At 68.3% G+C, this 23,167-nt stretch carries 22 protein-coding genes; 10 read left to right on the top strand and 12 right to left on the bottom strand.

Translation table 11 applies throughout. The features are described 5' to 3' along the window. Positions 1 to 21 precede the first annotated feature (21 nt). The 6 genes from LMA02_RS09290 (at position 22) to LMA02_RS09315 (ending at position 6,698) form a co-directional block, all read left to right on the top strand. Complete coding sequence (locus tag LMA02_RS09290) at positions 22 to 522, top strand: MerR family transcriptional regulator (protein WP_228904458.1); 501 nt, start codon at positions 22 to 24, stop codon at positions 520 to 522. Continuing rightward, the gene (locus tag LMA02_RS09295; protein ID WP_228904460.1) at positions 519 to 2,075 is read left to right on the top strand and encodes an MFS transporter; all 1,557 of its coding nucleotides are present in this window, start codon (positions 519 to 521) and stop codon (positions 2,073 to 2,075) included. The genes LMA02_RS09290 and LMA02_RS09295 overlap by 4 nt, the downstream gene beginning before the upstream one ends. Before the next feature lie 38 nt (positions 2,076 to 2,113). Next, positions 2,114 to 2,944, top strand: a complete 831-nt coding sequence (locus LMA02_RS09300; protein ID WP_105834117.1) for a zinc-dependent peptidase — start codon at positions 2,114 to 2,116, stop codon at positions 2,942 to 2,944. A 158-nt stretch (positions 2,945 to 3,102) separates the two neighbouring features. Continuing rightward, positions 3,103 to 3,366: a type B 50S ribosomal protein L31 gene (locus LMA02_RS09305; RefSeq protein ID WP_006761151.1), complete on the top strand. Its 264-nt coding sequence runs from the start codon at positions 3,103 to 3,105 to the stop codon at positions 3,364 to 3,366. A gap of 216 nt (positions 3,367 to 3,582) precedes the next feature. After that, a complete protein-coding gene (locus LMA02_RS09310; RefSeq protein ID WP_228904463.1) occupies positions 3,583 to 5,340 on the top strand; it encodes an ArnT family glycosyltransferase in 1,758 nt (585 codons plus the stop codon). A gap of 2 nt (positions 5,341 to 5,342) precedes the next feature. Next, a complete protein-coding gene (locus LMA02_RS09315) occupies positions 5,343 to 6,698 on the top strand; it encodes an MATE family efflux transporter (RefSeq protein WP_228904465.1) in 1,356 nt (451 codons plus the stop codon). A gap of 15 nt (positions 6,699 to 6,713) precedes the next feature. Here the strand turns inward: LMA02_RS09315 and lipA are convergent, their stop codons facing one another. The 5 genes from lipA to LMA02_RS09340 all read right to left on the bottom strand — a co-directional run bounded on the left by lipA (position 6,714) and on the right by LMA02_RS09340 (position 12,015). Further along, positions 6,714 to 7,679 carry a lipoyl synthase gene (gene lipA, locus LMA02_RS09320; protein ID WP_228904467.1) on the bottom strand — a complete coding sequence of 322 codons (966 nt, stop codon included), beginning with the start codon at positions 7,677 to 7,679 and terminating at the stop codon, positions 6,714 to 6,716. A gap of 2 nt (positions 7,680 to 7,681) precedes the next feature. Continuing rightward, the gene (locus tag LMA02_RS09325) at positions 7,682 to 8,797 is read right to left on the bottom strand and encodes an acetoin dehydrogenase dihydrolipoyllysine-residue acetyltransferase subunit (protein ID WP_228904469.1); all 1,116 of its coding nucleotides are present in this window, start codon (positions 8,795 to 8,797) and stop codon (positions 7,682 to 7,684) included. Between the two features lie 4 nt (positions 8,798 to 8,801). Continuing rightward, entirely contained in the window at positions 8,802 to 9,806 is a 1,005-nt protein-coding gene (locus LMA02_RS09330) for an alpha-ketoacid dehydrogenase subunit beta (RefSeq protein ID WP_105785799.1), read from the bottom strand. Between the two features lie 68 nt (positions 9,807 to 9,874). Then, positions 9,875 to 10,858: a thiamine pyrophosphate-dependent dehydrogenase E1 component subunit alpha gene (locus LMA02_RS09335; RefSeq protein WP_006753665.1), complete on the bottom strand. Its 984-nt coding sequence runs from the start codon at positions 10,856 to 10,858 to the stop codon at positions 9,875 to 9,877. Positions 10,859 to 10,956: 98 nt separating this feature from the next. Further along, positions 10,957 to 12,015, bottom strand: coding sequence for an ATP-NAD kinase family protein (locus LMA02_RS09340; protein WP_228904471.1), 1,059 nt, complete (start codon positions 12,013 to 12,015; stop codon positions 10,957 to 10,959). A gap of 524 nt (positions 12,016 to 12,539) precedes the next feature. Here LMA02_RS09340 and LMA02_RS09345 point away from each other — a divergent pair. Continuing rightward, on the top strand, positions 12,540 to 14,471 hold the full coding sequence (locus LMA02_RS09345; protein ID WP_228904473.1) for a sigma-54-dependent Fis family transcriptional regulator: 1,932 nt from the start codon (positions 12,540 to 12,542) through the stop codon (positions 14,469 to 14,471). 28 nt (positions 14,472 to 14,499) lie between these two features. Here the strand turns inward: LMA02_RS09345 and LMA02_RS09350 are convergent, their stop codons facing one another. Together LMA02_RS09350 and LMA02_RS09355 are read right to left on the bottom strand one after the other, a co-directional pair. Continuing rightward, complete coding sequence (locus LMA02_RS09350; RefSeq protein ID WP_228904475.1) at positions 14,500 to 14,934, bottom strand: carboxymuconolactone decarboxylase family protein; 435 nt, start codon at positions 14,932 to 14,934, stop codon at positions 14,500 to 14,502. Next, positions 14,918 to 15,379: a MerR family transcriptional regulator gene (locus LMA02_RS09355; protein WP_228904477.1), complete on the bottom strand. Its 462-nt coding sequence runs from the start codon at positions 15,377 to 15,379 to the stop codon at positions 14,918 to 14,920. The genes LMA02_RS09350 and LMA02_RS09355 overlap by 17 nt, the downstream gene beginning before the upstream one ends. A gap of 300 nt (positions 15,380 to 15,679) precedes the next feature. On the opposite strand from LMA02_RS09355, the gene LMA02_RS09360 reads away from it, so the two are divergent. Both LMA02_RS09360 and LMA02_RS09365 read left to right on the top strand, forming a co-directional pair. Next, positions 15,680 to 16,285: a ComEA family DNA-binding protein gene (locus LMA02_RS09360; protein WP_228904483.1), complete on the top strand. Its 606-nt coding sequence runs from the start codon at positions 15,680 to 15,682 to the stop codon at positions 16,283 to 16,285. Positions 16,286 to 16,373: 88 nt separating this feature from the next. Next, the gene (locus LMA02_RS09365; protein ID WP_166724682.1) at positions 16,374 to 16,805 is read left to right on the top strand and encodes a YidB family protein; all 432 of its coding nucleotides are present in this window, start codon (positions 16,374 to 16,376) and stop codon (positions 16,803 to 16,805) included. Positions 16,806 to 16,933: 128 nt separating this feature from the next. Here LMA02_RS09365 and clpB read toward each other — a convergent pair whose 3' ends face one another. Further along, a complete protein-coding gene (clpB, locus tag LMA02_RS09370; protein ID WP_228904485.1) occupies positions 16,934 to 19,531 on the bottom strand; it encodes an ATP-dependent chaperone ClpB in 2,598 nt (865 codons plus the stop codon). A 155-nt stretch (positions 19,532 to 19,686) separates the two neighbouring features. Further along, complete coding sequence (locus tag LMA02_RS09375) at positions 19,687 to 20,205, bottom strand: Rrf2 family transcriptional regulator (protein WP_228904488.1); 519 nt, start codon at positions 20,203 to 20,205, stop codon at positions 19,687 to 19,689. 261 nt (positions 20,206 to 20,466) lie between these two features. Here LMA02_RS09375 and LMA02_RS09380 point away from each other — a divergent pair, with 261 nt between their 5' ends. Further along, a complete protein-coding gene (locus tag LMA02_RS09380) occupies positions 20,467 to 21,027 on the top strand; it encodes a group III truncated hemoglobin (protein ID WP_228904489.1) in 561 nt (186 codons plus the stop codon). A gap of 68 nt (positions 21,028 to 21,095) precedes the next feature. Here the strand turns inward: LMA02_RS09380 and LMA02_RS09385 are convergent, their stop codons facing one another. Genes LMA02_RS09385 through glp form a run of 3 tightly spaced genes read right to left on the bottom strand, consistent with a single transcriptional unit; the run spans position 21,096 to position 23,107 of the window. After that, positions 21,096 to 21,572 (bottom strand): molybdenum cofactor biosynthesis protein MoaE, encoded by a 477-nt coding sequence (locus tag LMA02_RS09385; protein WP_006755405.1) that lies wholly within the window; start codon positions 21,570 to 21,572, stop codon positions 21,096 to 21,098. 10 nt (positions 21,573 to 21,582) lie between these two features. After that, complete coding sequence (moaD, locus tag LMA02_RS09390; RefSeq protein WP_228904492.1) at positions 21,583 to 21,840, bottom strand: molybdopterin converting factor subunit 1; 258 nt, start codon at positions 21,838 to 21,840, stop codon at positions 21,583 to 21,585. 19 nt (positions 21,841 to 21,859) lie between these two features. Next, positions 21,860 to 23,107: a gephyrin-like molybdotransferase Glp gene (gene glp, locus LMA02_RS09395; protein ID WP_228904494.1), complete on the bottom strand. Its 1,248-nt coding sequence runs from the start codon at positions 23,105 to 23,107 to the stop codon at positions 21,860 to 21,862. Positions 23,108 to 23,167 lie beyond the last annotated feature (60 nt).

Consider the following 23,167-nt stretch of genomic DNA (forward strand, 5'->3'; position numbering starts at 1 on the left):
CGACCGAAGCCCGCCACCCCTATGCCGAACGACGCCTCTCCCTCGCTGCTGACCGTGAGCGACGCCGCGTCGCGGCTCGGCGTCACGCCGCGCACACTGAAGTATTACGAGGAACGCGGACTCGTCACGCCGTCGCGCAGCGGCGGCCGCTATCGCCTTTACGATGCAGCCGATCTCGAACGCTTTGCCCGCATCCTGCGGCTGCGCGCACTCGGCTTTTCGCTGCACGGCATCACCGAGATGCTCAAGCGCCCGCTGGAAGAAACGGGCGACGGCCGGCGCCGCTATTCGGACGCGTCGCTGCGCGACATCCGCACGGGCCTTGCCGAGCAGATCGACACGCTCGACCAGCGGATCGCGGCCGTCCAGCGCGAACTGAAGGAAGCCGTCGCGCTGCGCAAGGAACTGCAGCACGACATCGATTACATCGAGCGGCGGCTCGCGGGCGAAAATCCCGACGCGCTGATCGCGCAGCGGCAGGCCCAAGCCGGCACGCGCCGCACGCGCAAGGACCGAGGATGAACGTCGCGCCCGGTCGCTCGCCGCTGTGGAGCCGCGCGAACCTGCGCGCGGACCTCTTCCCGTGGGCGCTCGCACTCGTCACCGGCATCGACTACTTCGACAACGCAGTCTTCTCGTTCTTCGCGAGCTACATCGCAGGCGGCATCAACGCGTCGCCCGATGAACTCGTGTGGTCATCCAGCGCCTATGCGGTCACGGCCGTGCTCGGCATCCTGCAACAGCAATGGTGGGTCGACCGGCTCGGACATCGCCGCTATGTCGCCGGCTGCATGCTGATGTTCTCGTGCGGCGCGATCGCGGCGGCATTCGCCGACACGTCGCTCGAGCTTGCGTTCGCGCGCGGCTTCCAGGGCTACTTCATCGGCCCGATGATGGGTGCGTGCCGGATCCTGATCCAGATCAGCTTCAAGCCGCAGGAGCGGCCGCCCGCCACGCGCGCGTTCCTGATCATGATCCTGCTCGGCAGCGCGCTCGCGCCGATCGTCGGCGGGCTGCTCGTCGCGCATTCGACGTGGCGCGCGCTGTTCGCGTGCACGGCGCCCGCGGGTATCGCGTTCGCGATCCTCGCCTTCCTCACGCTGCCCGATTCGGGCAGGACGCCCGACGACGGGCGCGGCTCCGGACATTTCTGGCCGTACATCGTGTTCGCGCTCGCGCAAGGCGCGCTGCAGATCGTGCTGCAGCAGGTGCACTACCAACTCTACAGCGGCTCGCCGACGCTGATCATGCTGACGCTCGTCGGCGTGGGCGCGCTCGCGTGGTTCGCCTATCACCAGTGGAACCATCCGACGCCCCTCGTGCGGCTGCATGCGTTTCGCGAGCGCACGTTCCAGGTCGGATTGCTGCTGTACATGTTCTATTACTACGAGTCGACCGGCTTCAGCTACCTGACCTCCCGCCTGCTCGAAGGCGGGCTCGGCTATCCGGTCGAGAACGCCGGGCGCCTGGTCGGCACGATGTCGCTGATCTCGGCGACCGCGCTGTTCGCCTACCTGCGCTATGCGAAGCACGTCACGCACAAGAAATGGTTCGTGGTGCCGGGTTTCGCGATCGCGATCACCGCCGCGCTGTGGATGACGCGGATGACGCCGCAAGTCGGCGAGGCCGCACTGATCGGCCCGCTGCTGCTGCGCGGGCTCCTGCTGCTGTTCATCGTGCTGCCGGTCGCGAACCTGACGTTTCGCATCTTCGCGATCGACGAATACACGCACGGCTACCGGCTGAAGAACATCGTGCGCCAACTGACGATCTCGTTCGCGACGTCGTCGGTGATCATCGTCGAGCAGCACCGGCTGGCCGTGCATCAGACGCGGCTCGTCGAACGCGCGAACGTGTTCGATCCGCTGTTCCAGCAGACCGTCGACGCCCTCACGCGCAGCTATGCGGCAGCCGGCCATGCACTGAACGACGCGCACGCCCTCGCGATCGCGTCGATCGCGCGGATGGTCGCGCAACAGGCGTCGTTCCTCGCGTCGCTCGACGGTTTCTATTTCCTCGCGGGCGTCGCGCTCGTCGGCGGCCTCTTCGCGGCATGGCAAAAAGAGATCGATTGAGTTAAAAGACAGGCTTTGGATCTTCCTGCGCTGCCTCCATGCTCTCGAAACTGACCCGCTGGTTCGACGACCGCCGCCGCGACCGCGCGCTGCGCAGCCATCCGATTGCCGATGCGTTGTGGCAGGACACGGTTGCGCGCCTGCCGTTCCTCGCCGCGCTGACGCCCGGCGACCTGGGCCGGCTGCGCGAGCTCACGAGCCTGTTCATCGCGAAGAAATCGTTTTCGACCGCGCACGGACTCGAGCTGACCGACGAGATGATCGTCGCGATCGCCGCGCAGGCATGCCTGCCCGTGCTGAATCTGGATTTGTCGCTGTACGACGGCTGGGTCGGCGTTGTCGTGTATCCGGGCGAATTCGTGATCCGCAAGACCGTGCAGGACGAGGACGGCGTCGTCCATGAAGTCGAGCAGGACGCGAGCGGCGAAGCGTGGGAAGGCGGCCCGGTGATCCTATCGTGGGAAGACGCGCAGATGACGGACGGCCGCGACGCGTACAACGTCGTGATCCACGAGTTCGCGCACAAGATCGACATGGTCAACGGCGAGGCCGACGGCTATCCGCCCCTTTTTCGCCGCTGGCACGCGCCGCACCTCGACGCGCAGGCCTGGGCCGACGTGTTCGAGCATGCGTACGACCAGTTCTGCGCACGCGTCGATGCGGTGCCGGACCGTGCGTGGGCGCGCTTCGAGCGGGAATCGCTGATCGATCCCTATGCGGCCGACCACCCGTCGGAATTCTTCGCGGTGTGCAGCGAAGCGCTGTTCGTGCGGCCGCGCGCATTCGAGTCCGAATTTCCGGAGCTGTACCGGCTGCTCGCGCGCTACTACCGGCAGGATCCGGCCCGGACGGGCGCCCTCGGCGCGTGATGAAAATTATTCGTCAACCATCTGATTTTCTGGCATAATCGCCGTTTTTCGACCTTAGGCAAGTGGCTCGCGCCGGGCTTGGCGTCGTCTGGCAGGCGCAATATGCGCTCCGACACGGCAAGCGGCGGGTTGGCTACCGCTCTCACCAAGGAAAGACCATGAAAGAAGGCATTCACCCGAACTACCGCGAAGTCGTCTTCCAAGACATGTCGAACGGCTTCAAGTTCATCACGCGCTCGACGATCCAGACGCGTGAAAACATCGAACTCGACGGCAAGACCTACCCGCTCGCCAAGATCGAAGTGTCGTCGGAATCGCACTCGTTCTACACGGGCCAGCAAAAGATCATGGACACGGCAGGCCGTGTCGAGAAGTTCAAGAACAAGTTCGGCGCACGCGCCAGCGGCAAACTCGCGAAGTAAGCTTCGCGCCGCATCCGGTGGTTGCAACGCACCGGTATCGCACAAAAGGGCAGCCCAGGCTGCCCTTTTTTGTCTCTGCTCGCCCGGCAACCGCCGGCCGGCGCCCTGAGGAACCCCCTGACGCGCAACATCCGGCACGTCTACAATGCCGGATGCTAGAAACCGGCTCGACCGCGCGCGCCCGCGCCGGCCGCCCATAACAAAACGCTCATCTGCATGAAGCCTGTCGTCCGTCTCACCGCCTCCGCCACGCGTGCGCTGCCGCGCTGGCTGCTGCTTACGCTCTGCCTCGTCTACGCGGCATTCGGCCTGTTCGGCCGGGACCCGTGGAAGAACGAAGACGCGGCGGGCTTCGGCGTGATGTGGACGATGGCCACCGGCAGCTGGCACGACTGGCTGCTGCCGAACCTGGTCGGCAAGTTCATCACCACCGACGGGCCGCTCGGCTACTGGCTCGGCGCGCTGTCGATCCGCGCGCTGGCGCCGTGGGTCGACGCGAGCAACGCGTCGCGCGTCGACACGGGCGTGCTGTTCTGTGTCGCGTGCGCGTTCGTCTGGTACGCCGCCTACCTGCTCGGCCGGCGCGCCGAGGTTCAGCCGTTCAAGTACGCATTCGGCGGCGAGCCGGAGCCGCGCGACTACGGCCGCACGCTCGCCGACGGCGCGCTGCTGATCCTTGTCGCATGCTTCGGGCTCGCGGAGCGCGGCCACGAAACGACGCCGCAGCTCGCCCAGTTCGCGTGGATCGCGATGCTCGTGTACGGCATCGTGCGCGGCATCGACAAACCGATGCAGGGCGCGCTGTGGTGGGGTGTCGCGATGGGCCTCGTCGCCCTGTCCGGCAACCCGGTGCTCGTGGTCGCGCTGCTCGCCGGCACGGCCGCGCTGTGGCTCGTCACGCCGGAGATGCGCAACCTGCGCCTGCCGCTGATCGGCGTGCCGCTCGCGGCCGCGATCTCCGCGCTGTGGCCGCTCGCCGCCTTCAACGCGGCGCCCGACGACGCCGCGTGGTTCTTCAACCAGTGGATCCACGGCAGCCTGATGCGCTTTTCGGGCCCGCCGACCGCGGTGCTCGGCTATGCGGCGAAGAACCTGCCGCTCTTCACGTGGCCCGCGTGGCCGCTCGCGATCTGGGCCTGGTGGAGCTGGGCCGGCATGCGCCGCCGCGCGCACATCGCGATTCCGCTGTCGGTCGTCGTGCCGCTCGTCGCGCTCGTGATCCTGCAGAGCCAGCAGTCGAACCGCATGTACATGCTCCTGCTGCCGCCGCTCGCGGTGCTCGCCACCTTCGCGCTGCCCACGCTCAAACGCGGCGCGATCAACGCGATCGACTGGTTCGCGGTGCTGAGCTTCACGATCCTCGGCACCTTCGTGTGGCTCGTGTGGCTCGCGTCGCTCACCGGCTTCCCGCATCCGCTCGCGCGCAACCTCGCGCGCCTCGTGCCGGGCTACGAGCCGCACTTCAAGATCCTGTCGTTCATCTGCGCGGTGATCGTCACCGTGTGCTGGTGCCTGCTCGCGCGCTGGCGCATCTCGCGCCAGCCGAAGGTGCTGTGGCGCAGCGTCGTGCTGTCGGGCGCGGGCACCACGCTGATGTGGGTGCTGCTGATGACGCTGTGGCTGCCGATCGTCAACTACGGCCGGACCTACAGCGACGTTGCGCAGCAGATCGCGTCGCATTTGCCGAAGGACTATGCGTGCATCTCGCCCGTGCGGCTCGGTGATGCGCAGATCGCGACCTTCGCGTACTTCGGCGACATGCACTTCGAATTCTCGGGCGAGTGCGACGTGATCCTGCGTCAGGACCGCGCGGACTTCGGCGAGCCGAGCGCGATGTCGCAATACGTGTGGCGTCTCGTGTGGGAAGGCCGCCGCGTTGCCGACCGCGACGAGCGCTTCCGCCTGTACGAACGCATCGAGCGGCCGACGACGCCCGTCAAGCGCCGTGGCCCGCGCCGCCGGACGGTCGATTGACGATGTTCGCCGACATCCGCCGGATCGTCGGTCTCGCATGGCCGGTGCTCGTCGGCCAGCTCGCGATCATCGCGTTCGGCGTGATCGATACGGCGATGGTCGGCCGCTACTCGGCCATCGACCTGGCCGCGCTCGGGCTCGGTTCGTCGATCTACGTGTCGATCTACATCGGGATGACGGGCATCCTGTCCGCGCTGCAGCCGATCACCGGGCAGCTGTACGGCGCCCGGCGCTACGCCGAGATCGGCGAGGAAGTCCGCCAGGCACTGTGGCTCGCGCTGTTGCTCGCGGTGCCCGGCTTCCTGCTGCTGCATTTTCCCGAACCGCTGCTGCACATCGCCCACGCGCCGCCCGCGCTGCACGAGCGCACCGTCGATTACCTGCGCATCCTGTCGTACGGGCTGCCGGCGAGCCTCGTGTTCCGGATCTACAACGCGCTGACCAACGCGGCCGGCAAGCCGCGCCTCGCGATGATCCTGCAGATCGGCGCGCTGCTGCTCAAGTTTCCGCTCAATGTGTGGTTCGTCTTCGGCGGCTTCGGCGTGCCGGCCCTCGGCGGCCCCGGTTGCGGGCTCGCGAGCACGCTGATCAACTGGGCGCTCGCGCTGATCGGCTTCACGCTGCTCGCGAAGCTCGACGTGTTCTCGCCGCTCGCGATCTTCTCGCGCTTTTGCTGGCCCGTATGGGTGCGCCAGAAGGCGATCCTCAAGCTCGGCGTGCCGATGGGCCTGTCGTACCTGATCGAGGTCACGTCGTTCACGTGCATGGCGCTCTTCATCGCACAGTTCGGCACGACGACGCTCGCCGGCCATCAGATCGCCGGCAACATCAGCGCGGTGCTGTACATGACGCCGCTGTCGATCGGCGTCGCGGCATCGACGCTCGTCGCCCGCGCGCTCGGTGCCGGCCGTCCGGACGAGGCGCGCCTGCTCGGCCGGCACAGCGTGATGCTCGCGTGCGGGATCGCGGCCGCGTACGGCGTGCTCGTGTTCACGCTGCGCCCGTTGATCGTCAGCGGCTACACGCCGAACCCGGCCGTGGTGGCCGCCGCGCTGCCGCTGGTCGCGATCGTCACCTGCTATCACTTCTTCGATGCGCTGCAGATCACGTCGGCATTCGTGCTGCGCGCCTACAAGGTCGCGGTCGTGCCGACCGTGATCTACGCGGTCGCGCTGTGGGGCGTCGGGCTCGGCGGCGGCTATGTGCTCGGCTTCGACATCGGCGGCATCGCGCCGGCATGGCTGACCGGTGCGCGCGGCTTCTGGTTCGCGAACACGATCAGCCTGATGCTCGCCGGTGCGGGACTCGCCCTCTACCTGCGCCGCGTCAGCCGCGCGCAGCTGTCCATCGACGCCTGACCCACGGCCCGCGGCCTACGCGTCCTCCAGCACGTCGGCCGCGTGATACGACGACCGCACGAGCGGGCCGGCAACGACTTCCCTGAAACCGAGCGCCAGCCCCTCGTCGCGCCACGCGGCGAACGCGTCGGGGCTCACGTAGCGCCGCACCGGCAGATGGTGCGCGGACGGTGCGAGATACTGGCCGAGCGTCAATACGTCGACCTCGTGCGCACGCAGATCGCGCAGTGTGTCGCGCACCTCGTCGTCGCGCTCGCCGAGCCCGAGCATCAATCCCGATTTCGTCACGAGCGTCGGCCGCGCGGCCTTCGCCTGTGCGAGCAGTTCGAGCGAGCCGCGATAGTCGGCGCCGGGCCGCGCCGCCCGGTACAGCGACGGCACCGTCTCGATGTTGTGATTGAACACGTCCGGCCACGCCGACGACAACGCCTCGAGCGCACGGGGAACGCGGCCCCGGAAATCGGGCGTCAGCACCTCGACGCCGATGCCCGGCACGCTCGCGCGCACCGCCGCGATGCAGGCGGCAAAATGCGCGGCGCCGCCGTCGCGCAGGTCGTCGCGATCGACCGACGTGATCACGACGTAGCGCAGCCCCAGCGCCGCGACTGCGGCGGCGAGCCGCACGGGCTCGCCGGGATCGAGCGGTTCGGGACGGCCGTGCGCGACATCGCAGAACGGGCAGCGCCGCGTGCACAGCCCGCCCATGATCATGAAGGTCGCGGTGCGCTGCGCGAAGCATTCGCCGATGTTCGGGCACATGGCCTCCTCGCACACGGAATGCAGCCGGTGATCGCGCAGCACGGCCGCCATGTCGGCGACCGCCCCGCTCATCATCGGCCGCGCCCGCAGCCACGGCGGCTTCGGCAGCGCCGCGCCGGCCGCGGGCTCGACGCGCACCGGAATGCGTGCGAGCTTGTCGCGGCTCCTCGCGCCCGGCTGGCCGAGCGCGGTAAGGCTGGGTCGTTCGAGCGCGGCGGCCATCGTCAGTCTCCGAGAAACGCGACGATCAGGCGGTTCACGTCGGCAGCCGCCTCCATCTGCACCATGTGACCGCTGCCCGCAATCACCTCGGCCCGCACGCCGTCCGGCAAGCCCTGCGCATGCTGCGCGGGAATCACCTGGTCGCGCTCGCCCCAGATCACCAGCGTGCGCGGCGCAAGGGACGCGACGCGGTCGCGGAACACGCGCCGCTGGGCCGCGCCATCGAACGCAGCATTCGCGATCTTCTCCAGCGCGGCCTGCACGCCTTCGAGGCGCTTGTACTTGACGAGGTCCTCGACCAGTTGCCGCGTGACGAGCGCGTGATCCGCGAACAGCGCACCGAGGTGCGGCTTCAGCGTATTGCGGCTGTTGCCGGCGACGAAGCCGTCGATGTAGCCGCGGTTGATGTCGGCGCCGAGCCCGGCGCTCGCGATCAGCGTCAAGGACGCCACGCGTTGCGGCGCACGCTCGGCCGCCGCCATCGCGACCGCGCCGCCCATCGAATGGCCGATCAGGTGCGCGCGGTCGATATGCTGCGCGTCGAGCAGCGCGAGCACCGCATCGGCCAGTTCGTCGAGGCTGCCGGTGTCGACGGCCTTGCCCGACTCGCCGTGCCCAGGTAAATCGAGCGCCCACACGGGCCGGTGCGCGGCGAGTTCCGCATGGTTGAACAGCCAGTTGTTCAGGTCGCCGCCGAAGCCGTGAATCAGCACGGCAGGCGTGCCCGTGCCATCGCCCAGCTTCAGGAACCGGACCGTGCGTCCGCCGATCTGCGCCTTCTCGGGCTGCGGGCCCCCGGCGTCGTCGGCCGCCGCGCTCGGCGTGAAATCGCGCTGGAATTCGGCGATCGCCGCATCGATGTCGGCATCGCTCGCGTCGGCCGTCGCCACCACGCCGAGCAGCGCACCGACCGGCAGCGTCTCGCCCTCCTGCGCGACCTGCCGGCGCAGCGTGCCGTCGAACGCGCACTCGACACCCGACGAGATCTTGTCGGTCTCGACGTCGAGCACTTCGTCGCCCTTCGTCACGCGCTCGCCGATTGCCTTCAGCCAGCCGTTGACCTGCCCCTGCTCCATCGACAGCCCCCACTTGGGCATCGTGATCATGTGAATCGACATCGTGTCAGCTCCTCGTCTTCAGTACCGCCTGCGCGATCGCATCGGCAGACGGGATATACAGGTCTTCCAGCACGCCGGCGAACGGCGTGGGTGTGTGCGGCGCGGTCACGAGCTCGATCGGCGCCTTGAGCGTCCGGAACGCACGCTGTGCGACGAGCGCGGCGATGTCGGTCGCGATCGAGCAGCGCGGGTTCGCCTCGTCGACGACCACCACGCGGCCGGTGCGCGCCGCGCTTTCGAGGATCGTTTCCTCGTCGAGCGGCGACGTCGTGCGCAGGTCGATCACGTCGACCTGGATGCCGTCCTTCGCGAGCTTCGCGGCCGCGTCGGTCGCGAGATGCACCATCCGGCCGTACGTGACGATCGTCGCGTCGTCGCCTTCGCGCACGACGTTCGCCTCGCCGAACGGAATCGCATAGGATTCCTCAGGCACGTCGCCTTCACGGGTATAAAGCAGCTTGTGTTCGAGGAAGATCACGGGATCGTCGTCGCGGATCGCCTGGATCAGCAGCCCCTTCGCGTCATACGGCGTCGACGGGCACACGACCTTCAGCCCCGGGATGTGCGTAAACAGCGACGTGAGCATCTGCGAATGCTGCGCGGCCGCGCGCAGACCGGCACCGTACATCGCGCGGATCACAACCGGCGTCACGGCCTTGCCGCCGAACATGTAGCGGAATTTCGCGGCCTGGTTGAAGATCTGGTCGAAGCACACGCCCATGAAATCGATGAACATCAGCTCCGCGACGGGCCGCATCCCGCATGCGGCCGCACCGACCGCCGCGCCGATGTAGCCCCCCTCCGACAGCGGCGTGTCGAGCACGCGCCCCGGAAACTTGTGGAACAGCCCCTTCGTCACGCCGAGTACGCCGCCCCACGCGTCGTCCTCGCCCGGCGCACCCGCGCCGCCTGCATTGTCCTCGCCCATCACGATCACGCTGTCGTCGCGCGCCATTTCCTGCGCGAGCGCCTCGTTGATCGCCTGCGAATAAGTGATCTTCCTTGCCATGTCTGTCTCCTGGGATATTCGGTTCGCCGTGCCGGCCGCCAACTGAGGGCTGCCGTGTCACATCGCATTCACGGGTACGACACGTACACGTCGGCCAGCAGGTCGGCCGCATCGGGCAGCGGCGCGGCCTTCGCCTGCGCGACCGCGTCGTCGATCAGCGTCTTCACCTGGGCATCGACGGCACGCAGCTCGTCGGTCGTCAGCGCTTCGGCGCGCACGACGCGCGTTTCGAAATGCTTCAGGCAGTCCTTCTCGTCGCGCAGCTTCTGCACTTCGCCCGGCGCGCGATAGGTCTGCGCGTCGCCTTCGAAGTGGCCGAAGTAGCGCGTGAACTTCACCTCGACGAGCGTCGGACCGCCGCCGCTGCGCGCGCGTGCGACCGCTTCGCCGAGTGCCTCGTGCACCGCGAAGAAGTCGAAGCCGTCGACGATCACGCCGGGCATCCCGAAGCCGTTCGCGCGATCGGCGATGTTGTCGGTCGCGACCGACCAGCTCGACGCCGTCGCTTCCGCATAGCCGTTGTTTTCGGCCACGAATATCGCCGGCAGCCGCCACACCGACGCGAGGTTCATCGATTCGAAGATCACGCCCTGGTTCGACGCGCCGTCGCCGAAGAAGCACACGCCGACCCCGCCGGTCTTCTTGTGCTTGGCCGCGAGCGCCGCGCCGCACACGAGCGGACCGCCGGCGCCGACGATCCCGTTCGCGCCGAGCATCCCCATCGACAGGTCGGCGATGTGCATCGAGCCGCCCTTGCCGTGGCAGACGCCCGTCTTCTTGCCGTAGATCTCGGCCATCATGCCGTGCACGTCGACGCCTTTCGCGATGCAGTGGCCGTGCCCGCGGTGCGTGGTCGCGACGTAGTCCTCGAGACCGAGGTGCAGCATCGTGCCGACCGCGGATGCCTCCTCGCCTGCATACAGGTGGACGAAGCCGGGGATTTCGCCGGTCGCGAACTCGACGTGCAGACGTTCCTCGAATTCGCGGATCGTGCGCATCAGCCGGTAGGCGTCCAGCAGCTTGTCCCTGCTGAGCTGTGTCGAAACGGTCATGTGTGTCTCCTGGTAGGTCTGACTGCGAATGCCGCCGCGGCAACGCCCCGGCGACGGATTGCACGGCCTGCGGCCGTCGGTGAAACGTGAAGCTGCCGTCAGTCGCGCCACGCGCCGGCGTCGCGCAACACCTGACGCGACGACGCGTAACGCAGCGTGCGGCCCACATCGACGGTCAGCGGCCCGCGCCAGTCGAGCGCGATCTCGTAGCGATCGCCGCGCGCGACCTCGATCTCGCGCTCGCCGTCGAACGCGAGCGTGCCGCGCTCGAACGGGATCGTCTGCCACGCACCCGGCTCGAGCCGCTCGCAGCTGCGCATCACGACGCGATCGACGCGGCCGGGTGCGATCGGCGCGACGAGCGGCGTGCCGGCCGCGTTGCCGTCGGCGGCGAAGCGCATCGCGAGCCCGTGCGGCGCGCTGCGCTCGAGCGGCGCCCACGCGCCGCCGAGCGCGGACAGGCCGATGCCGTCCGGCTCCGCGAAGGTCAGGTACAGGGCGTCGATGTCGTCGGGCCCCGAGATCGCCCGCGCGCCGATGAAGCGCTGGCGTGCCGCGCACACGTCGACGAGCGCGATCTCCTCGCGCCCCGCGTTCGCGCCCGCCACGCCGCGCACGACGAGCCGCTTGTTGCGCACGAACGCGATCTCGGCCGGCACGGCGCCGGTCGCGGCGAGTCCTGCCGCGATGCCCGCGACGGTCGCCTCGCGATGTTCGGGAAACGCATTGTTGGTGCCGGTGGACAGCGCGACGAGCGGCGTCGAGCCGCAGTGCGCGGCGACCGCGCGATGGGTGCCGTCGCCGCCGAGCACGACGATCAGCGCGACTTCCATCCGGCGCATGTAGGCAGCGCCGGCGTGCGTGTCGGCAACCGTGTCCGAGATCGGCAGGTCGACGAATTCGACGTCGGGCCAGCGTTCGTGCGGGGCAAGCGCGCGATGCGTATCGAGCGCACGCATCAGCAGCGTCGCGATGCCCGTCTTGTCGCGCAGGGTCAGCACGCGCTCGACGCCCATCGCGCCGAGGCCGGCAAGCAGGCGCACGACCATGTTGGCTTTTTCCGCGGTCGGGAACACGGATGCATGCGTCGTCAGGCGGCGAATGTCGCGCCCCGATGCGGGGTTCGCGATCACACCGACGGTCACGGGCGTCGTCACGGGCTTGTCTCCATCCAGTGGACCGGCGCTCGCGCACCAGCCCTTCATGTGTCGTCCGCCGTCATCGAGGGCAGCGGATCATCGTCGCCGACGCGATTGCGCCGGCATTGCCCGTCACATCTGCAAGCGGCGTGCCACCGCGTGTGCAACGTCCGCGAAACCCGCGTACAGGCTGGCTCGGCGGGGTACGCACGTCATCGGCACCTGCTGTCGGGCAGCTCGAAGCGCCGCGAAACAGGCCGGGCGTCTCACCTGGTCTATCCCTCGACACGGCGACTTCGGCGCGGTGATCGTCATTGCCGTTTGGCCGGCAAGCCACGCGCATCGCGGCATGGCACGCGCCGCCACGCTCCCGACCACCGTGTTGCCGGGCACGTCCGCGCGTCTCAGCTGCGCGAGACGGGCTGAGATGTCGGTGAGACGAACGTCTCAGGCCGCGCGCGTGCTGCGATGCAATGTGATCCGCTGCCGCGGATGTGCTACAAGAGCATCGAAATCCCCGCCGTACGGAACCGGAGCCGACCATGCCCTATGCCGTCCCCCAGGCCCAGCACGCCGACCGTGTGCTCGGCGCGCTCGCCGGGCGCCTGCCCGCGCCGGCCGATTCCGCGCGTCTCGTGTCGTCATGGCAGCGCTCGCTCGAGCGCTACGCGCTCGACCCCGCTTCGTCGATCGGCCCGCGCGTGCTGACCGCGGCCGAGTTGCGCGAGGTACGCGACAAGGAAGAGGCCTTCCTGCGCGCATCGGGCCAGTGCCTGACGCGCCTGCACGACATGATTCGGGTCGCCGACTATTGCGTGATGCTGACCGACGCGCATGGCGTGACGATCGACTACCGGATCGACCGCGAGCGCCGCAACGACTTCCGCCATGCGGGGCTGCACATCGGCTCGTGCTGGTCGGAAAGCGAGGAAGGCACCTGCGGCGTCGCGAGCGTGCTGACCGATCTCGCGCCGATCACCGTGCACAAAACCGACCACTTCCGCGCGGCGTTCACCACACTCACCTGCAGCGCGGCCCCGATCTTCTCGCCGGGCGGCGAACTGATCGGCGTGCTCGATGCGTCGGCCGTCCAGTCGCCCGACGGTCGCGACAGCCAGCGTCTCGTGTACCAGCTCGTGCGGCAGAGCGCGGCGCTGATCGAGGACGGCTATTTCGTGCACAGCACCGCGCAGCACTGGATATTGTTCGGGCATCCGAACCGTCACTACGTCGAGGCACAGCCCGAATGGCTGATTGCGTTCGACGAATGCGGCAATATCGTCGCCGCGAATCGGCAGGCGCGCGATGCGCTGCCGGCGCTGCGCGAACCGCGCCATATCGACGAGATCTTCGATGCAAGCGAGATGCCATTGCGCGACGCCGCGCGGCTCGATGCGATCGTCGCGCTGCGGCTGCGCGCGACCGGCGCGCCGCTCTATGCGCGATTGCGTGCCCCGCTACGGCGTGCCGGCCGCGAAACCGGCACGGCACGGGCCGCCCCCGCATCGCGCCGCCCCGGCACCGCGCAGCGCCACGTCGGCGCGCTGACGCCGTTCCTGCACAGCAGCGACGCGCGCGTCGCGCAGCAGGCCGAACTCGCGCTGCGGGTCGCGAGCAAGCGGCTGCCGATCCTCGTGCTGGGCGAAACCGGCGCGGGAAAGGAAGTGTTCGCCCGCGCGATCCACGACGCCGGCGCGCGGCGTGCGCGACCGTTCGTCGCGGTCAACTGCGGCGCGCTGCCCGAGGCCCTGATCGAAAGCGAGTTGTTCGGCTATGCGGCCGGCGCGTTCACCGGCGCGCGCAAGCACGGCGCGCGCGGCAAGATCGCGCTCGCCGACGGCGGCACGCTGTTCCTCGACGAAATCGGCGACATGCCGCTCACGCTGCAGACGCGCCTGCTGCGCGTGCTCGCCGACGGCGAGGTCGTGCCGCTCGGCAGCGACACGCCCGTGCGCGTCGATCTCGACGTGATCTGTGCGACCCACCGCGATCTCGCGCGGATGGTGGCCGACGGCACGTTCCGCGAGGACCTGTATTACCGGTTGAGCGGCGCGACGTTCGAGCTGCCGCCGCTGCGCGAGCGCGCGGACGTGTGCGACGTGATCGCCACGGTGTTCGCCGAGGAGGCGCAGGCGACGGGCCACGTGCTCACGCTCGACCCGACGCTCGCCGCGCAGCTCGCCGCCTATCCGTGGCCCGGTAACGTGCGCCAGCTGCGCAACGTGCTGCGCTATGCGTGCGCGGTATGCGACGCCGCATGCGTGACGCGGCGCGACCTGCCGGCCGATCTCGCCGCGCAACTCGGCGCCGGTCCGGCCGGCGCCCTGCCGGACGACGAACGCGGCCGCATCGTCGCGGCGCTCACCGCGCATCGCTGGCGGCCCGACGCGGCCGCGCAGGCGCTCGGCATCTCGCGCGCGACGCTGTACCGGCGCATCGCCAAGCACCGGATCGTCGCGCCGCACCGCATCTGATGCCTGCGACGCATCGGCACGCTTCGCATCACGCCGTGTGCTCGGCCGCTTCAGTCGCGGCGCCGTCCTCGCCGAGCGCGTCATCGCGCCGCGTGAACACCTCGTGCGCGGCAAACAATGCGTTCAGCGCGGCCGGGAACCCCGCGTAGACGGCCATCTGCATGAACACCTCGACGATCTCGGCGCGCGTGCAGCCGACGTTCAGCGCGGCCTCGATATGCACCTTCAGTTGCGGCTGCGCATTGCCGAGCGCAGCCAGCGCGGCGATCGTCGCAATCTCGCGCGCTTTCAGGTCGAGCTGCGGCCGGCTGTAGATATCGCCGAAGCTGAACTCGACGATCAGCCGCCCGAAGTCGGGCGCGATCGGCGCGAGCGCCGCGATCACGCGCTCGCCCACTTCGCCGTCGATTTCCTTCAGCTTGTTCCAGCCGCGCATATAGCGGTCTTCAACGCGTTGTTCCATGGTGTCCGTCCTGTTCAGAGGGTGAATGAGTAGGATTCGCCCGTCGTTCCGTCTCGCGTTCCTGCGTCTCGTAGTACGCGATCTTGTCGCCGATCGCGTCGAGGCTCGCCTGCAGCTCCGCGATATGCGCGCGCACCGCATCGCGATGCGCGGCCAGCAACCGCCGCCGCTCACCGAACGTCGACTCGCCTTGCGAGCGCAGCGCTGCGAACTGCTGCATCTGCGCGATCGGCATGCCGGTCGCCTTCAGGCGCATCACGAAGGCAAGCCAGTCAAGGTCGGCCGGTGCATAGAGCCGGTGCCCGGCCGCCGTGCGCGAAATCGCGCGCAGCAGGCCGGCCTGCTCGTAATACCGCAGCGTATGCGTCGACACGCCGGTCAGTTCGGCGACTTGCCCGATCGTCAGCGGACCGGCGGCGGAAGGTTTGGATACGGTTTTCGACATGGCAGGAACAAGGTTAGGAGTTAGAGTTCACTCTAAGTCAAGCATCGTCGCACGGCCATATCAAATAATTTGCAGTCCGCGCCGCAGACAACATCTCGGACACCGTAAAGAATGGTCAAAACCGCTGCCCGGCGCAGCTTTCTGTCTTTACAGCGGCGCAAGCCTTCAGCAAGATTCGGTCATCGCCTGTCTTAAAAAGGGCACGCATTTGTCCTATGCTTAACGGCGACGCCCGGCCGGGTCTCGTCCAGTCGTCCGTTGCAACGCCCATTCATCCGTCAGAACCAGGGAGCCCTTGCCATGCTGAAAAAGCTGCTGATGCTGTTCGTCGCGCTGTCGCTGTCGCTTGCCGCCGGCCTCGCCACGGCCGTCGAAGTCAACACGGCCGACCAGGCCGCGCTCGAATCGGTGAAGGGGCTCGGGCCCGTGAAGTCGAAGGCGATCATTGACGAACGCACCAAGAACGGCCCGTTCAAGGACGCGGACGATCTCGCGAACCGCGTGAAGGGTCTCGGCACGAAGTCGGTCGGGCATCTCGAGGAAAACGGCCTGACGGTCGGCGGCTCGTCGACGCCGCCGAAGGGCGTGAAGCTGTCGAAGCCGGCCGCGACGACGTCGGCGACCACGTCGGCCACGACGTCGGCAGGCACCGCATCGACGCCGACGACCGCGACGACCGGCACGACGGCGACCGCACCGGCCGCCAGCGCGCCGGAAGCGGCGGCCAAGCCCGCCAAGAGCAAGCGCGCATCGAAGAAAGAGAAGGCGGCCGCAGCCGCGGCGGCATCCGCCGACGCGGGCGCGAGCGCGCCGGCCGCGGCGTCGTCCACGAAGGCGACCAAGGGGTCGAAGAAGAAGAGCAAGAAGGACAAGGCAGCCTCCGCCGCCGCGGCGTCGGGCGCCTGATGTGCGCCGCGCGCGCGACGGCGTGCGCGCGGCATTCGATCAACGGGCGCCGTTGCTGCGGCGCCCTTTTCAGTGAAGGTGAAGAACCATGGGTCTCCTCGACATCGTTGGCGGTCTGATCGGCGGCCAGGCCGGCGGCAACTCGCAAAGCGCGCTCATCACGACCGCGCTCGAATTCATCAACAACCAGCCGGGCGGCCTGAACGGCCTGATCGAGAAGTTCAAGGCCGGCGGCGCCGGCGACATCATCGGCTCGTGGGTCGGCACCGGCGAAAACCAGCCGATCTCGGGCGACACGCTGCAGAACGTGCTCGGCTCCGACGTCGTCGGCGCGCTCGCGACCAAGGTCGGCATCGATCCGTCGCAGGCCTCGTCGATCCTCGCGCAAGTGCTGCCGCACGTCGTCAACGGCGCGACGCCGAACGGCGAAGTGCCGGCTGGCGGCCAGGTCGATACGTCGAACGTGCTCGGCACGCTCACGCAACTCGCCGGCATGTTCGGCGGCAACAAGCAGGCCTGAGCCCGCACCGCACCGGCTGACGGCCCGGGCAGCAGTTCCGGCCGCTCCATATGCAAACACCCCGCCTGAGCGGGGTGTTTGTTTTTGCGCGCCCGGCGCGAACCGGGCGGGCGGCCGATCAGCGGCGATCAGTGCACGACGCGGTCGAACACGAACTCGCCGTCGTTGACGTCGACCGGGATCACGTCCTTCGGGCCGAAGCGGCCCGCGAGGATCAGCTTCGCGACCGGGTTCTCGATCTCCTGCTGGATCGCGCGCTTCAGCGGCCGCGCGCCGAACACCGGATCGTAGCCGACCTTCGCGATCTGTTCGAGCGCCGCCGGCGACACGTCGAGCGCCATGTCGAGCTTCGCGAGCCGGTCGTGCAGGCGTGCGAGCTGGATCTTCGCGATCGATTCGATGTTGCTGCGATCGAGCGCGTGGAACACGACGACGTCATCGATCCGGTTCAGGAACTCCGGACGGAAGTGCTGTTTCACCTCGATCCACACGGCGTCCTTGATCTCTTCCTGCGGCGCACCCGTCATCGCCTGGATCACCTGCGAGCCGAGGTTCGACGTCATCACGATCACCGTGTTCTTGAAGTCGACCGTGCGCCCCTGCCCGTCGGTCATGCGACCGTCGTCGAGCACCTGCAGCAGCACGTTGAACACGTCCGGATGCGCCTTCTCGATCTCGTCGAGCAGGATCACGCTGTACGGCTTGCGGCGCACGGCTTCCGTCAGGTAGCCGCCTTCCTCGTAGCCGACATAGCCCGGCGGCGCGCCGATCAGCCGCGCGACGCTGTGCTTCTCCATGAACTCGCTCATGTCGATGCGGATCAGGTGCTCTTCCGAATCGAACAGGAACGACGCCAGCGCCTTGCACAGCTCGGTCTTGCCGACACCCGTCGGGCCGAGGAACAGGAACGAGCCGTACGGACGGTTCGGATCGGCGAGACCCGCGCGCGAACGACGGATCGCATCCGCGACCGCGCTGATCGCCTCGTGCTGGCCGACCACGCGCTCGTGCAGCTTTTCCTCGATGTGCAGCAGCTTCTCGCGTTCGCCCTGCATCATCCGCGACACCGGAATCCCGGTTGCACGCGACACGACTTCCGCGATTTCTTCCGCGCCGACCTGCGTGCGCAGCAGACGCGGACGCGTCGGGTTGTGCTGCTCCTGCTCTTCGGCCTGCGTGACCTGCTTCAGTTGCGACTCGAGTTGCGGCAGCTTGCCGTACTGCAGTTCGGCGACCTTCTCCAGCTTGCCTTCACGCTGCAGGCGCACGATGTCGGCCCGCACCTTCTCGATCTCTTCCTTGAGCTGCGCGCTACCCTGCACCGCGGCCTTCTCGGCGGTCCAGATCTCCTCGAGGTCCGCATATTCGCGGCCGAGACGGTCGATCTCTTCCTCGATCAGCTGCAGACGCTTCTGCGACGCTTCGTCCTGCTCCTTCTTCACGGCCTCGCGCTCGATCTTCAGCTGAATCAGACGACGGTCGAGCTTGTCCATCTCTTCGGGCTTCGAATCGATTTCCATCTTGATCTTCGACGCAGCCTCGTCGATCAGGTCGATCGCCTTGTCCGGCAGGAAACGGTCGGTGATGTAGCGGTGCGACAGCTCGGCCGCGGCGACGATCGCCGGGTCGGTGATGTCGACGCCGTGGTGCAGTTCGTACTTCTCCTGCAGCCCGCGCAGGATCGCGATCGTCGCCTCGACGCTGGGCTCGTCGACGAGCACCTTCTGGAAGCGGCGCTCGAGCGCGGCGTCCTTCTCGATGTACTTGCGGTATTCGTCGAGCGTGGTCGCGCCGATGCAGTGCAATTCGCCGCGCGACAGCGCCGGCTTCAGCATGTTGCCCGCGTCCATCGCGCCTTCGGCCTTGCCGGCGCCGACCATCGTGTGGATCTCGTCGATGAACACGATCGTCTGGCCTTCGTCCTTCGCGATGTCGTTGAGCACGGCCTTCAGGCGCTCCTCGAACTCGCCGCGATACTTCGCGCCGGCGAGCAGCGCGGCCATGTCGAGCGACAGCACGCGCTTGCCCTTCAGCGTCTCGGGCACTTCGCCGTTGACGATCCGCTGCGCGAGCCCTTCGACGATCGCGGTCTTGCCGACGCCCGGCTCGCCGATCAGCACCGGGTTGTTCTTGGTGCGGCGCTGCAGGATCTGGATCGAGCGGCGGATTTCGTCGTCGCGGCCGATCACCGGGTCGAGCTTGCCCGCACGGGCGCGCTCGGTCAGGTCGACCGTGTATTTCTTCAGCGCCTCGCGCTGGCTTTCGGCGTCCTGGCTGTGCACCTGCGAGCCGCCGCGCACCGCGGCGATCGCGGCTTCGAGCGACTTGCGCGTGAGGCCGTGCTGGCGGGCGAGCTTGCCTGCTTCACCCTTGTCGTCGGACACGGCGAGCAGGAACATCTCGCTCGCGATGAACGTGTCGTTGAGCTTCTGTGCTTCCTTGTCGGCCTGGTTCAGCAGCCCGGCCAGCTCGCGGCCGATCTGGATGTCGCCGCCCGTGCCCGTCACTTGCGGCAGGCGCGAAATGGCCTCGTTCAGCGCGCCTTGCAGCGCCTGCACGTGAACGCCGGCGCGCGACATCAGCGAGCGGGCGGAGCCGTCGTGCTGCGCGACCAGCGCCGCCAGCACGTGAACCGGTTCGATGTATTGATTGTCGCGGCCTGCCGCAAGGCTTTGCGCGTCTGCCAGTGCTTCCTGGAACTTGGTGGTGAGCTTGTCGATTCTCATTTAGTCGAGACCTCCAATTTTCGATTAACACCAAGATGAGGATGCTTATGCGGGTTTCAAGCGAAATTCGGGTTGATTCAGCGCAAAAAACACCCGGTGCACACACAGCGGCCCGCGGGCGCACGGCAGCCGGATGCGGAGGTGGCGCCGGCGTGTCAGCCAGCCTTCGACGGTGCTTGCGCGGATGCCGGTGCGTCATCCCCGGACGGCTCGGCACGCACCAGCGCGATCGGGCGAATGCCCAGCAGGGTGGCGAGCGGCAACGCGGGTTCGGCCAGCTCGCCGAGCGTGTGGCCGTCGAGTTCGGCGAAGAACGCATCGCGCGCGGCCGCCAGCACGCCCTTGAGGCGGCACTGCGGCTCGATCACGCAGCCGCGCGTGTCGCCGCCGTCGGCCGAAAAGCAGCCGACCAGCGCGAAATCGCTCTCGGTCGCGCGCACGACCTGCCCGACCGTCAGCTTCAGCGAGTCGGGGAACAGTCGCAGCCCGCCGTTGCGGCCGCGGACGGTATCGACCCAGCCGAGCTCACCGAGCTGCTGGACGACTTTCATCAGATGGTTCTTGGAGATGCCGTAGGCGTCCGAGATCTCCTGGATCGTCGCGAGCCCCTCGCCGCGCACGGCGAGATACAGCATGACGCGCAGCGAGTAGTCGGTGTAGTCGGTGAGTCTCATGAGCGAATACGGAAAATGATCGATCGTGTCCCGATCATGCGGACGGGGTCGATCGGAGCGCGCCGGACCGGCTGTCGGGAGCGCTTGAAGGCGCCGGGTTGCCGGGACGGCGTGCGCGCAATAAGATGCATGGAATCCACGCATTTTTCAGGCATTGGTCGACGCTATTTTGCGTCAAAATCCGGTCGGCGTCCTGCGCATTGCCCGCGCTGCCGCGCCGACGGCCCCCGCCAACGCCCCGATTTTCCGCCCCTTTTTGCGATGACTGCCCTGTCCGCCTCGCCCGATACCGCGCCGGCCCGCCCGCGCGACGCCGAACCGACCGAAGACAATATCCGCGACCTCGTGTACGCGTTCTACGACCGCGTGCGCGCCGATCCGCTGCTCGGGCCCGTGTTCGACGCGAAGCTGGACGGCCGCTGGGACGACCATCTGCCGAAGATGGTCAGCTTCTGGTCGAGCCTCGTGCTCGGCACCAAAGGCTATCGCGGCAACGTGCAGCAGGCGCACCAGCCGCTCGACGGGATAGAACCCGCGCATTTCAGCCGCTGGCTGTCGCTGTTCCTGAAGACCGTCGAGGGGCGCTACACGCCGCCCGCGGCGGTCCGCTTCATGGAACCCGCGCTGCGGATCGCGCAGAGCCTGCAGTTGAGCCGCTTCGGCTGGGACTATCAGATTCCGCCCGAGCAGCAGGCGCTGCTCGATGCGATCGCGCCGCGCCGCCGGGATGCGGGCGATGATTCTCACGCGCTGCCGTCGCGCGCCCAAGGCGAGCCGTTTCCGACGAAGATCATCGGGCGCAGCGTCGATCCGGACGCCTGACACGGCGATTCACGGCGCTTGAACGCTGCAGCGCTCGAGCGCCCGCGGCACAATGCCGCACGCCGCGCTCAGCGCGGCGTGTTGCCCGATTCGACGCCCCAGCGCGCGAGCGCCGCATCGTCGGCGCTGCGGGCATCGACCCAGCGTTCGCCGTCCGGTGTCGTTTCCTTTTTCCAGAACGGCGCCTCGGTCTTCAGGTAATCCATCACGAACTCGCACGACGCGAACGCGTCGCCGCGGTGCGACGCGACTGTAGCAACCATCACGATCTGGTCGAGCGGCAGCAGCCGGCCGACGCGATGCACGATCGCGACGTCGATGCCGGGCCAGCGCCGGCCGGCCTCGGCGGCGATCTTCTCGAGCGCCTTCTCGGTCATCCCCGGATAGTGCTCGAGCTCCATCGCGGCGACCGAATCGCCTTCGTTCAGGTCACGCACCGTGCCGACGAAGCACGCGACCGCACCGATTTTCGGGTTGCGCGCGCGCAATGCCGCCACTTCGGCGTTCAGGTCGAAATCGTCGGTCTGGATTCGTATCGTTGCCATGACAAACCCCTCAACCGCCTGTCACCGGCGGAAAGAACGCGACCTCGCAGCCCTCGGTGAGCCGCGTGTCGGGGTCGGTCATCTCGTGATTGCACGCCATGCGCAACGCGCGCCCTTCGGCGAGCGTCTCGGCCCACGCGCCGCCGCGCAGGCGCAGCCATGCGCGCACGTCGCCGACGGTCGTCACACCGTCCGGCACGTCAGCCTGCTCATCGGACACGCCCAGCGCCTCGCGCACGCTTGCAAAGAATTTCAGCTGAATCTTCATAGGTCGGGAAGCCGTCGCGTTACGACAGCAGTTCGGAAAACGGAATGAAACGCACGGTCTCGCCCGCGCTGATCGCGTGCTGCGGCGGATTGTCGATCAGGCCATCGCCCCAGACCGTCGACGTCAGCACCGCCGAACTCTGGTTCGGGAACAGGTCGAGGCCGCCGGCCGCGTTGACGCGCGCGCGCAGGAATTCGTTGCGCCGGTCGCCCTTGCTTTGCAAGAAGTCCGCCCGCAGCGACAGCGCGCGCGGCGCGACGTCGCGCACGCCCGACAGGCGCAGCAGGAACGGCCGCACGAACAGCAGGAACGTGACGAAGCTCGACACGGGGTTGCCCGGCAGCCCGATGAAGTGCGCGTCGGGACGCTCGTCGCCGCGGCGCACCGCGCCGAACGCGAGCGGCTTGCCGGGCTTCATCGCGATCTGCCACAGCGAGAGCCGCCCTTCGGCCTCGACGGCCGGCTTCACGTGATCCTCGTCGCCGACCGATACGCCGCCACTCGTCAGGATCACGTCGTGATCGCGCGCGGCCTCGCGCAGCGTGTCGCGGGTCGCGGCGAGCGAGTCGGGCACGATCCCGTAGTCGGTCACGTGGCAGCCGAGCCGCTCCAGCAACCCGCGCAGCGTGAAGCGGTTCGAGTTGTAGATCGCGCCGGGCTTCAGCGGCTCGCCCGGCATCGTCAGTTCGTCGCCGGTGAAGAACACCGCGACCCGCAGCCGCCGCGCGACCGACAGCCGCGCGCAGCCGACCGAGGCGGCCAGGCCGAGCGCCTGCGGCGTGAGCCGCGTGCCGGCCGGCAGGATCACCGAACCCTGGCGGATGTCCGCGCCCTGCGCGGTGATCCATTCACCGGCCTTCGGCGTATGCAGGATTTCGACCGCGTCGCCGTCGGCCGACGCCTGTTCCTGCATCACGACGGCGTCGGCGCCGGGCGGCACCGTCGCACCGGTGAAGATCCGTGCGGCCGTGCCCGCCGCGAGCGGCGCGGCCGGATGGCCGGCCGGGATCCGCTGCGACACCGGCAGGCGCCGATCGCCGTGCAGCAGGTCGGCGACCCGCACCGCATAGCCGTCCATCGCGCTCGTATGCATCGGCGGCACGTCGAGCGGCGAGCTCACGTCGGCCGCCAGCACGCGGCCGAGCGCATCGAGCGTGGCGACGGTTTCGGCGCCGGGCAGCGGCTTCGCGGCTTCGAGCAGCGCGGCGAGCGCTTCCGCGGTCGACAGCATCGGCGCGCGCGGCGCCACGGAATTCGGGTTCGACATCGATGGAATCGGGGGATCGTTGGCGTCAATACGTCATTGTAGCGACGCCATCGCGCGCAC

The organism is Burkholderia sp. B21-005, assembly GCF_020843965.1.
GTDB lineage: Bacteria > Pseudomonadota > Gammaproteobacteria > Burkholderiales > Burkholderiaceae > Burkholderia > Burkholderia ambifaria.

Coding starts and splice junctions, on each gene's coding strand:
- LMA02_RS09290 (WP_228904458.1), top strand. CDS start 22: ATGCCGAACGACGCCTCTCCCTCGCTGCTGACCGTGAGCGACGCCGCG.
- LMA02_RS09295 (WP_228904460.1), top strand. CDS start 519: ATGAACGTCGCGCCCGGTCGCTCGCCGCTGTGGAGCCGCGCGAACCTG.
- LMA02_RS09300 (WP_105834117.1), top strand. CDS start 2,114: ATGCTCTCGAAACTGACCCGCTGGTTCGACGACCGCCGCCGCGACCGC.
- LMA02_RS09305 (WP_006761151.1), top strand. CDS start 3,103: ATGAAAGAAGGCATTCACCCGAACTACCGCGAAGTCGTCTTCCAAGAC.
- LMA02_RS09310 (WP_228904463.1), top strand. CDS start 3,583: ATGAAGCCTGTCGTCCGTCTCACCGCCTCCGCCACGCGTGCGCTGCCG.
- LMA02_RS09315 (WP_228904465.1), top strand. CDS start 5,343: ATGTTCGCCGACATCCGCCGGATCGTCGGTCTCGCATGGCCGGTGCTC.
- lipA (WP_228904467.1), bottom strand. CDS start 7,679: ATGGCCGCCGCGCTCGAACGACCCAGCCTTACCGCGCTCGGCCAGCCG.
- LMA02_RS09325 (WP_228904469.1), bottom strand. CDS start 8,797: ATGTCGATTCACATGATCACGATGCCCAAGTGGGGGCTGTCGATGGAG.
- LMA02_RS09330 (WP_105785799.1), bottom strand. CDS start 9,806: ATGGCAAGGAAGATCACTTATTCGCAGGCGATCAACGAGGCGCTCGCG.
- LMA02_RS09335 (WP_006753665.1), bottom strand. CDS start 10,858: ATGACCGTTTCGACACAGCTCAGCAGGGACAAGCTGCTGGACGCCTAC.
- LMA02_RS09345 (WP_228904473.1), top strand. CDS start 12,540: ATGCCCTATGCCGTCCCCCAGGCCCAGCACGCCGACCGTGTGCTCGGC.
- LMA02_RS09350 (WP_228904475.1), bottom strand. CDS start 14,934: ATGGAACAACGCGTTGAAGACCGCTATATGCGCGGCTGGAACAAGCTG.
- LMA02_RS09355 (WP_228904477.1), bottom strand. CDS start 15,379: ATGTCGAAAACCGTATCCAAACCTTCCGCCGCCGGTCCGCTGACGATC.
- LMA02_RS09360 (WP_228904483.1), top strand. CDS start 15,680: ATGCTGAAAAAGCTGCTGATGCTGTTCGTCGCGCTGTCGCTGTCGCTT.
- LMA02_RS09365 (WP_166724682.1), top strand. CDS start 16,374: ATGGGTCTCCTCGACATCGTTGGCGGTCTGATCGGCGGCCAGGCCGGC.
- clpB (WP_228904485.1), bottom strand. CDS start 19,531: ATGAGAATCGACAAGCTCACCACCAAGTTCCAGGAAGCACTGGCAGAC.
- LMA02_RS09375 (WP_228904488.1), bottom strand. CDS start 20,205: ATGAGACTCACCGACTACACCGACTACTCGCTGCGCGTCATGCTGTAT.
- LMA02_RS09380 (WP_228904489.1), top strand. CDS start 20,467: ATGACTGCCCTGTCCGCCTCGCCCGATACCGCGCCGGCCCGCCCGCGC.
- LMA02_RS09385 (WP_006755405.1), bottom strand. CDS start 21,572: ATGGCAACGATACGAATCCAGACCGACGATTTCGACCTGAACGCCGAA.
- moaD (WP_228904492.1), bottom strand. CDS start 21,840: ATGAAGATTCAGCTGAAATTCTTTGCAAGCGTGCGCGAGGCGCTGGGC.
- glp (WP_228904494.1), bottom strand. CDS start 23,107: ATGTCGAACCCGAATTCCGTGGCGCCGCGCGCGCCGATGCTGTCGACC.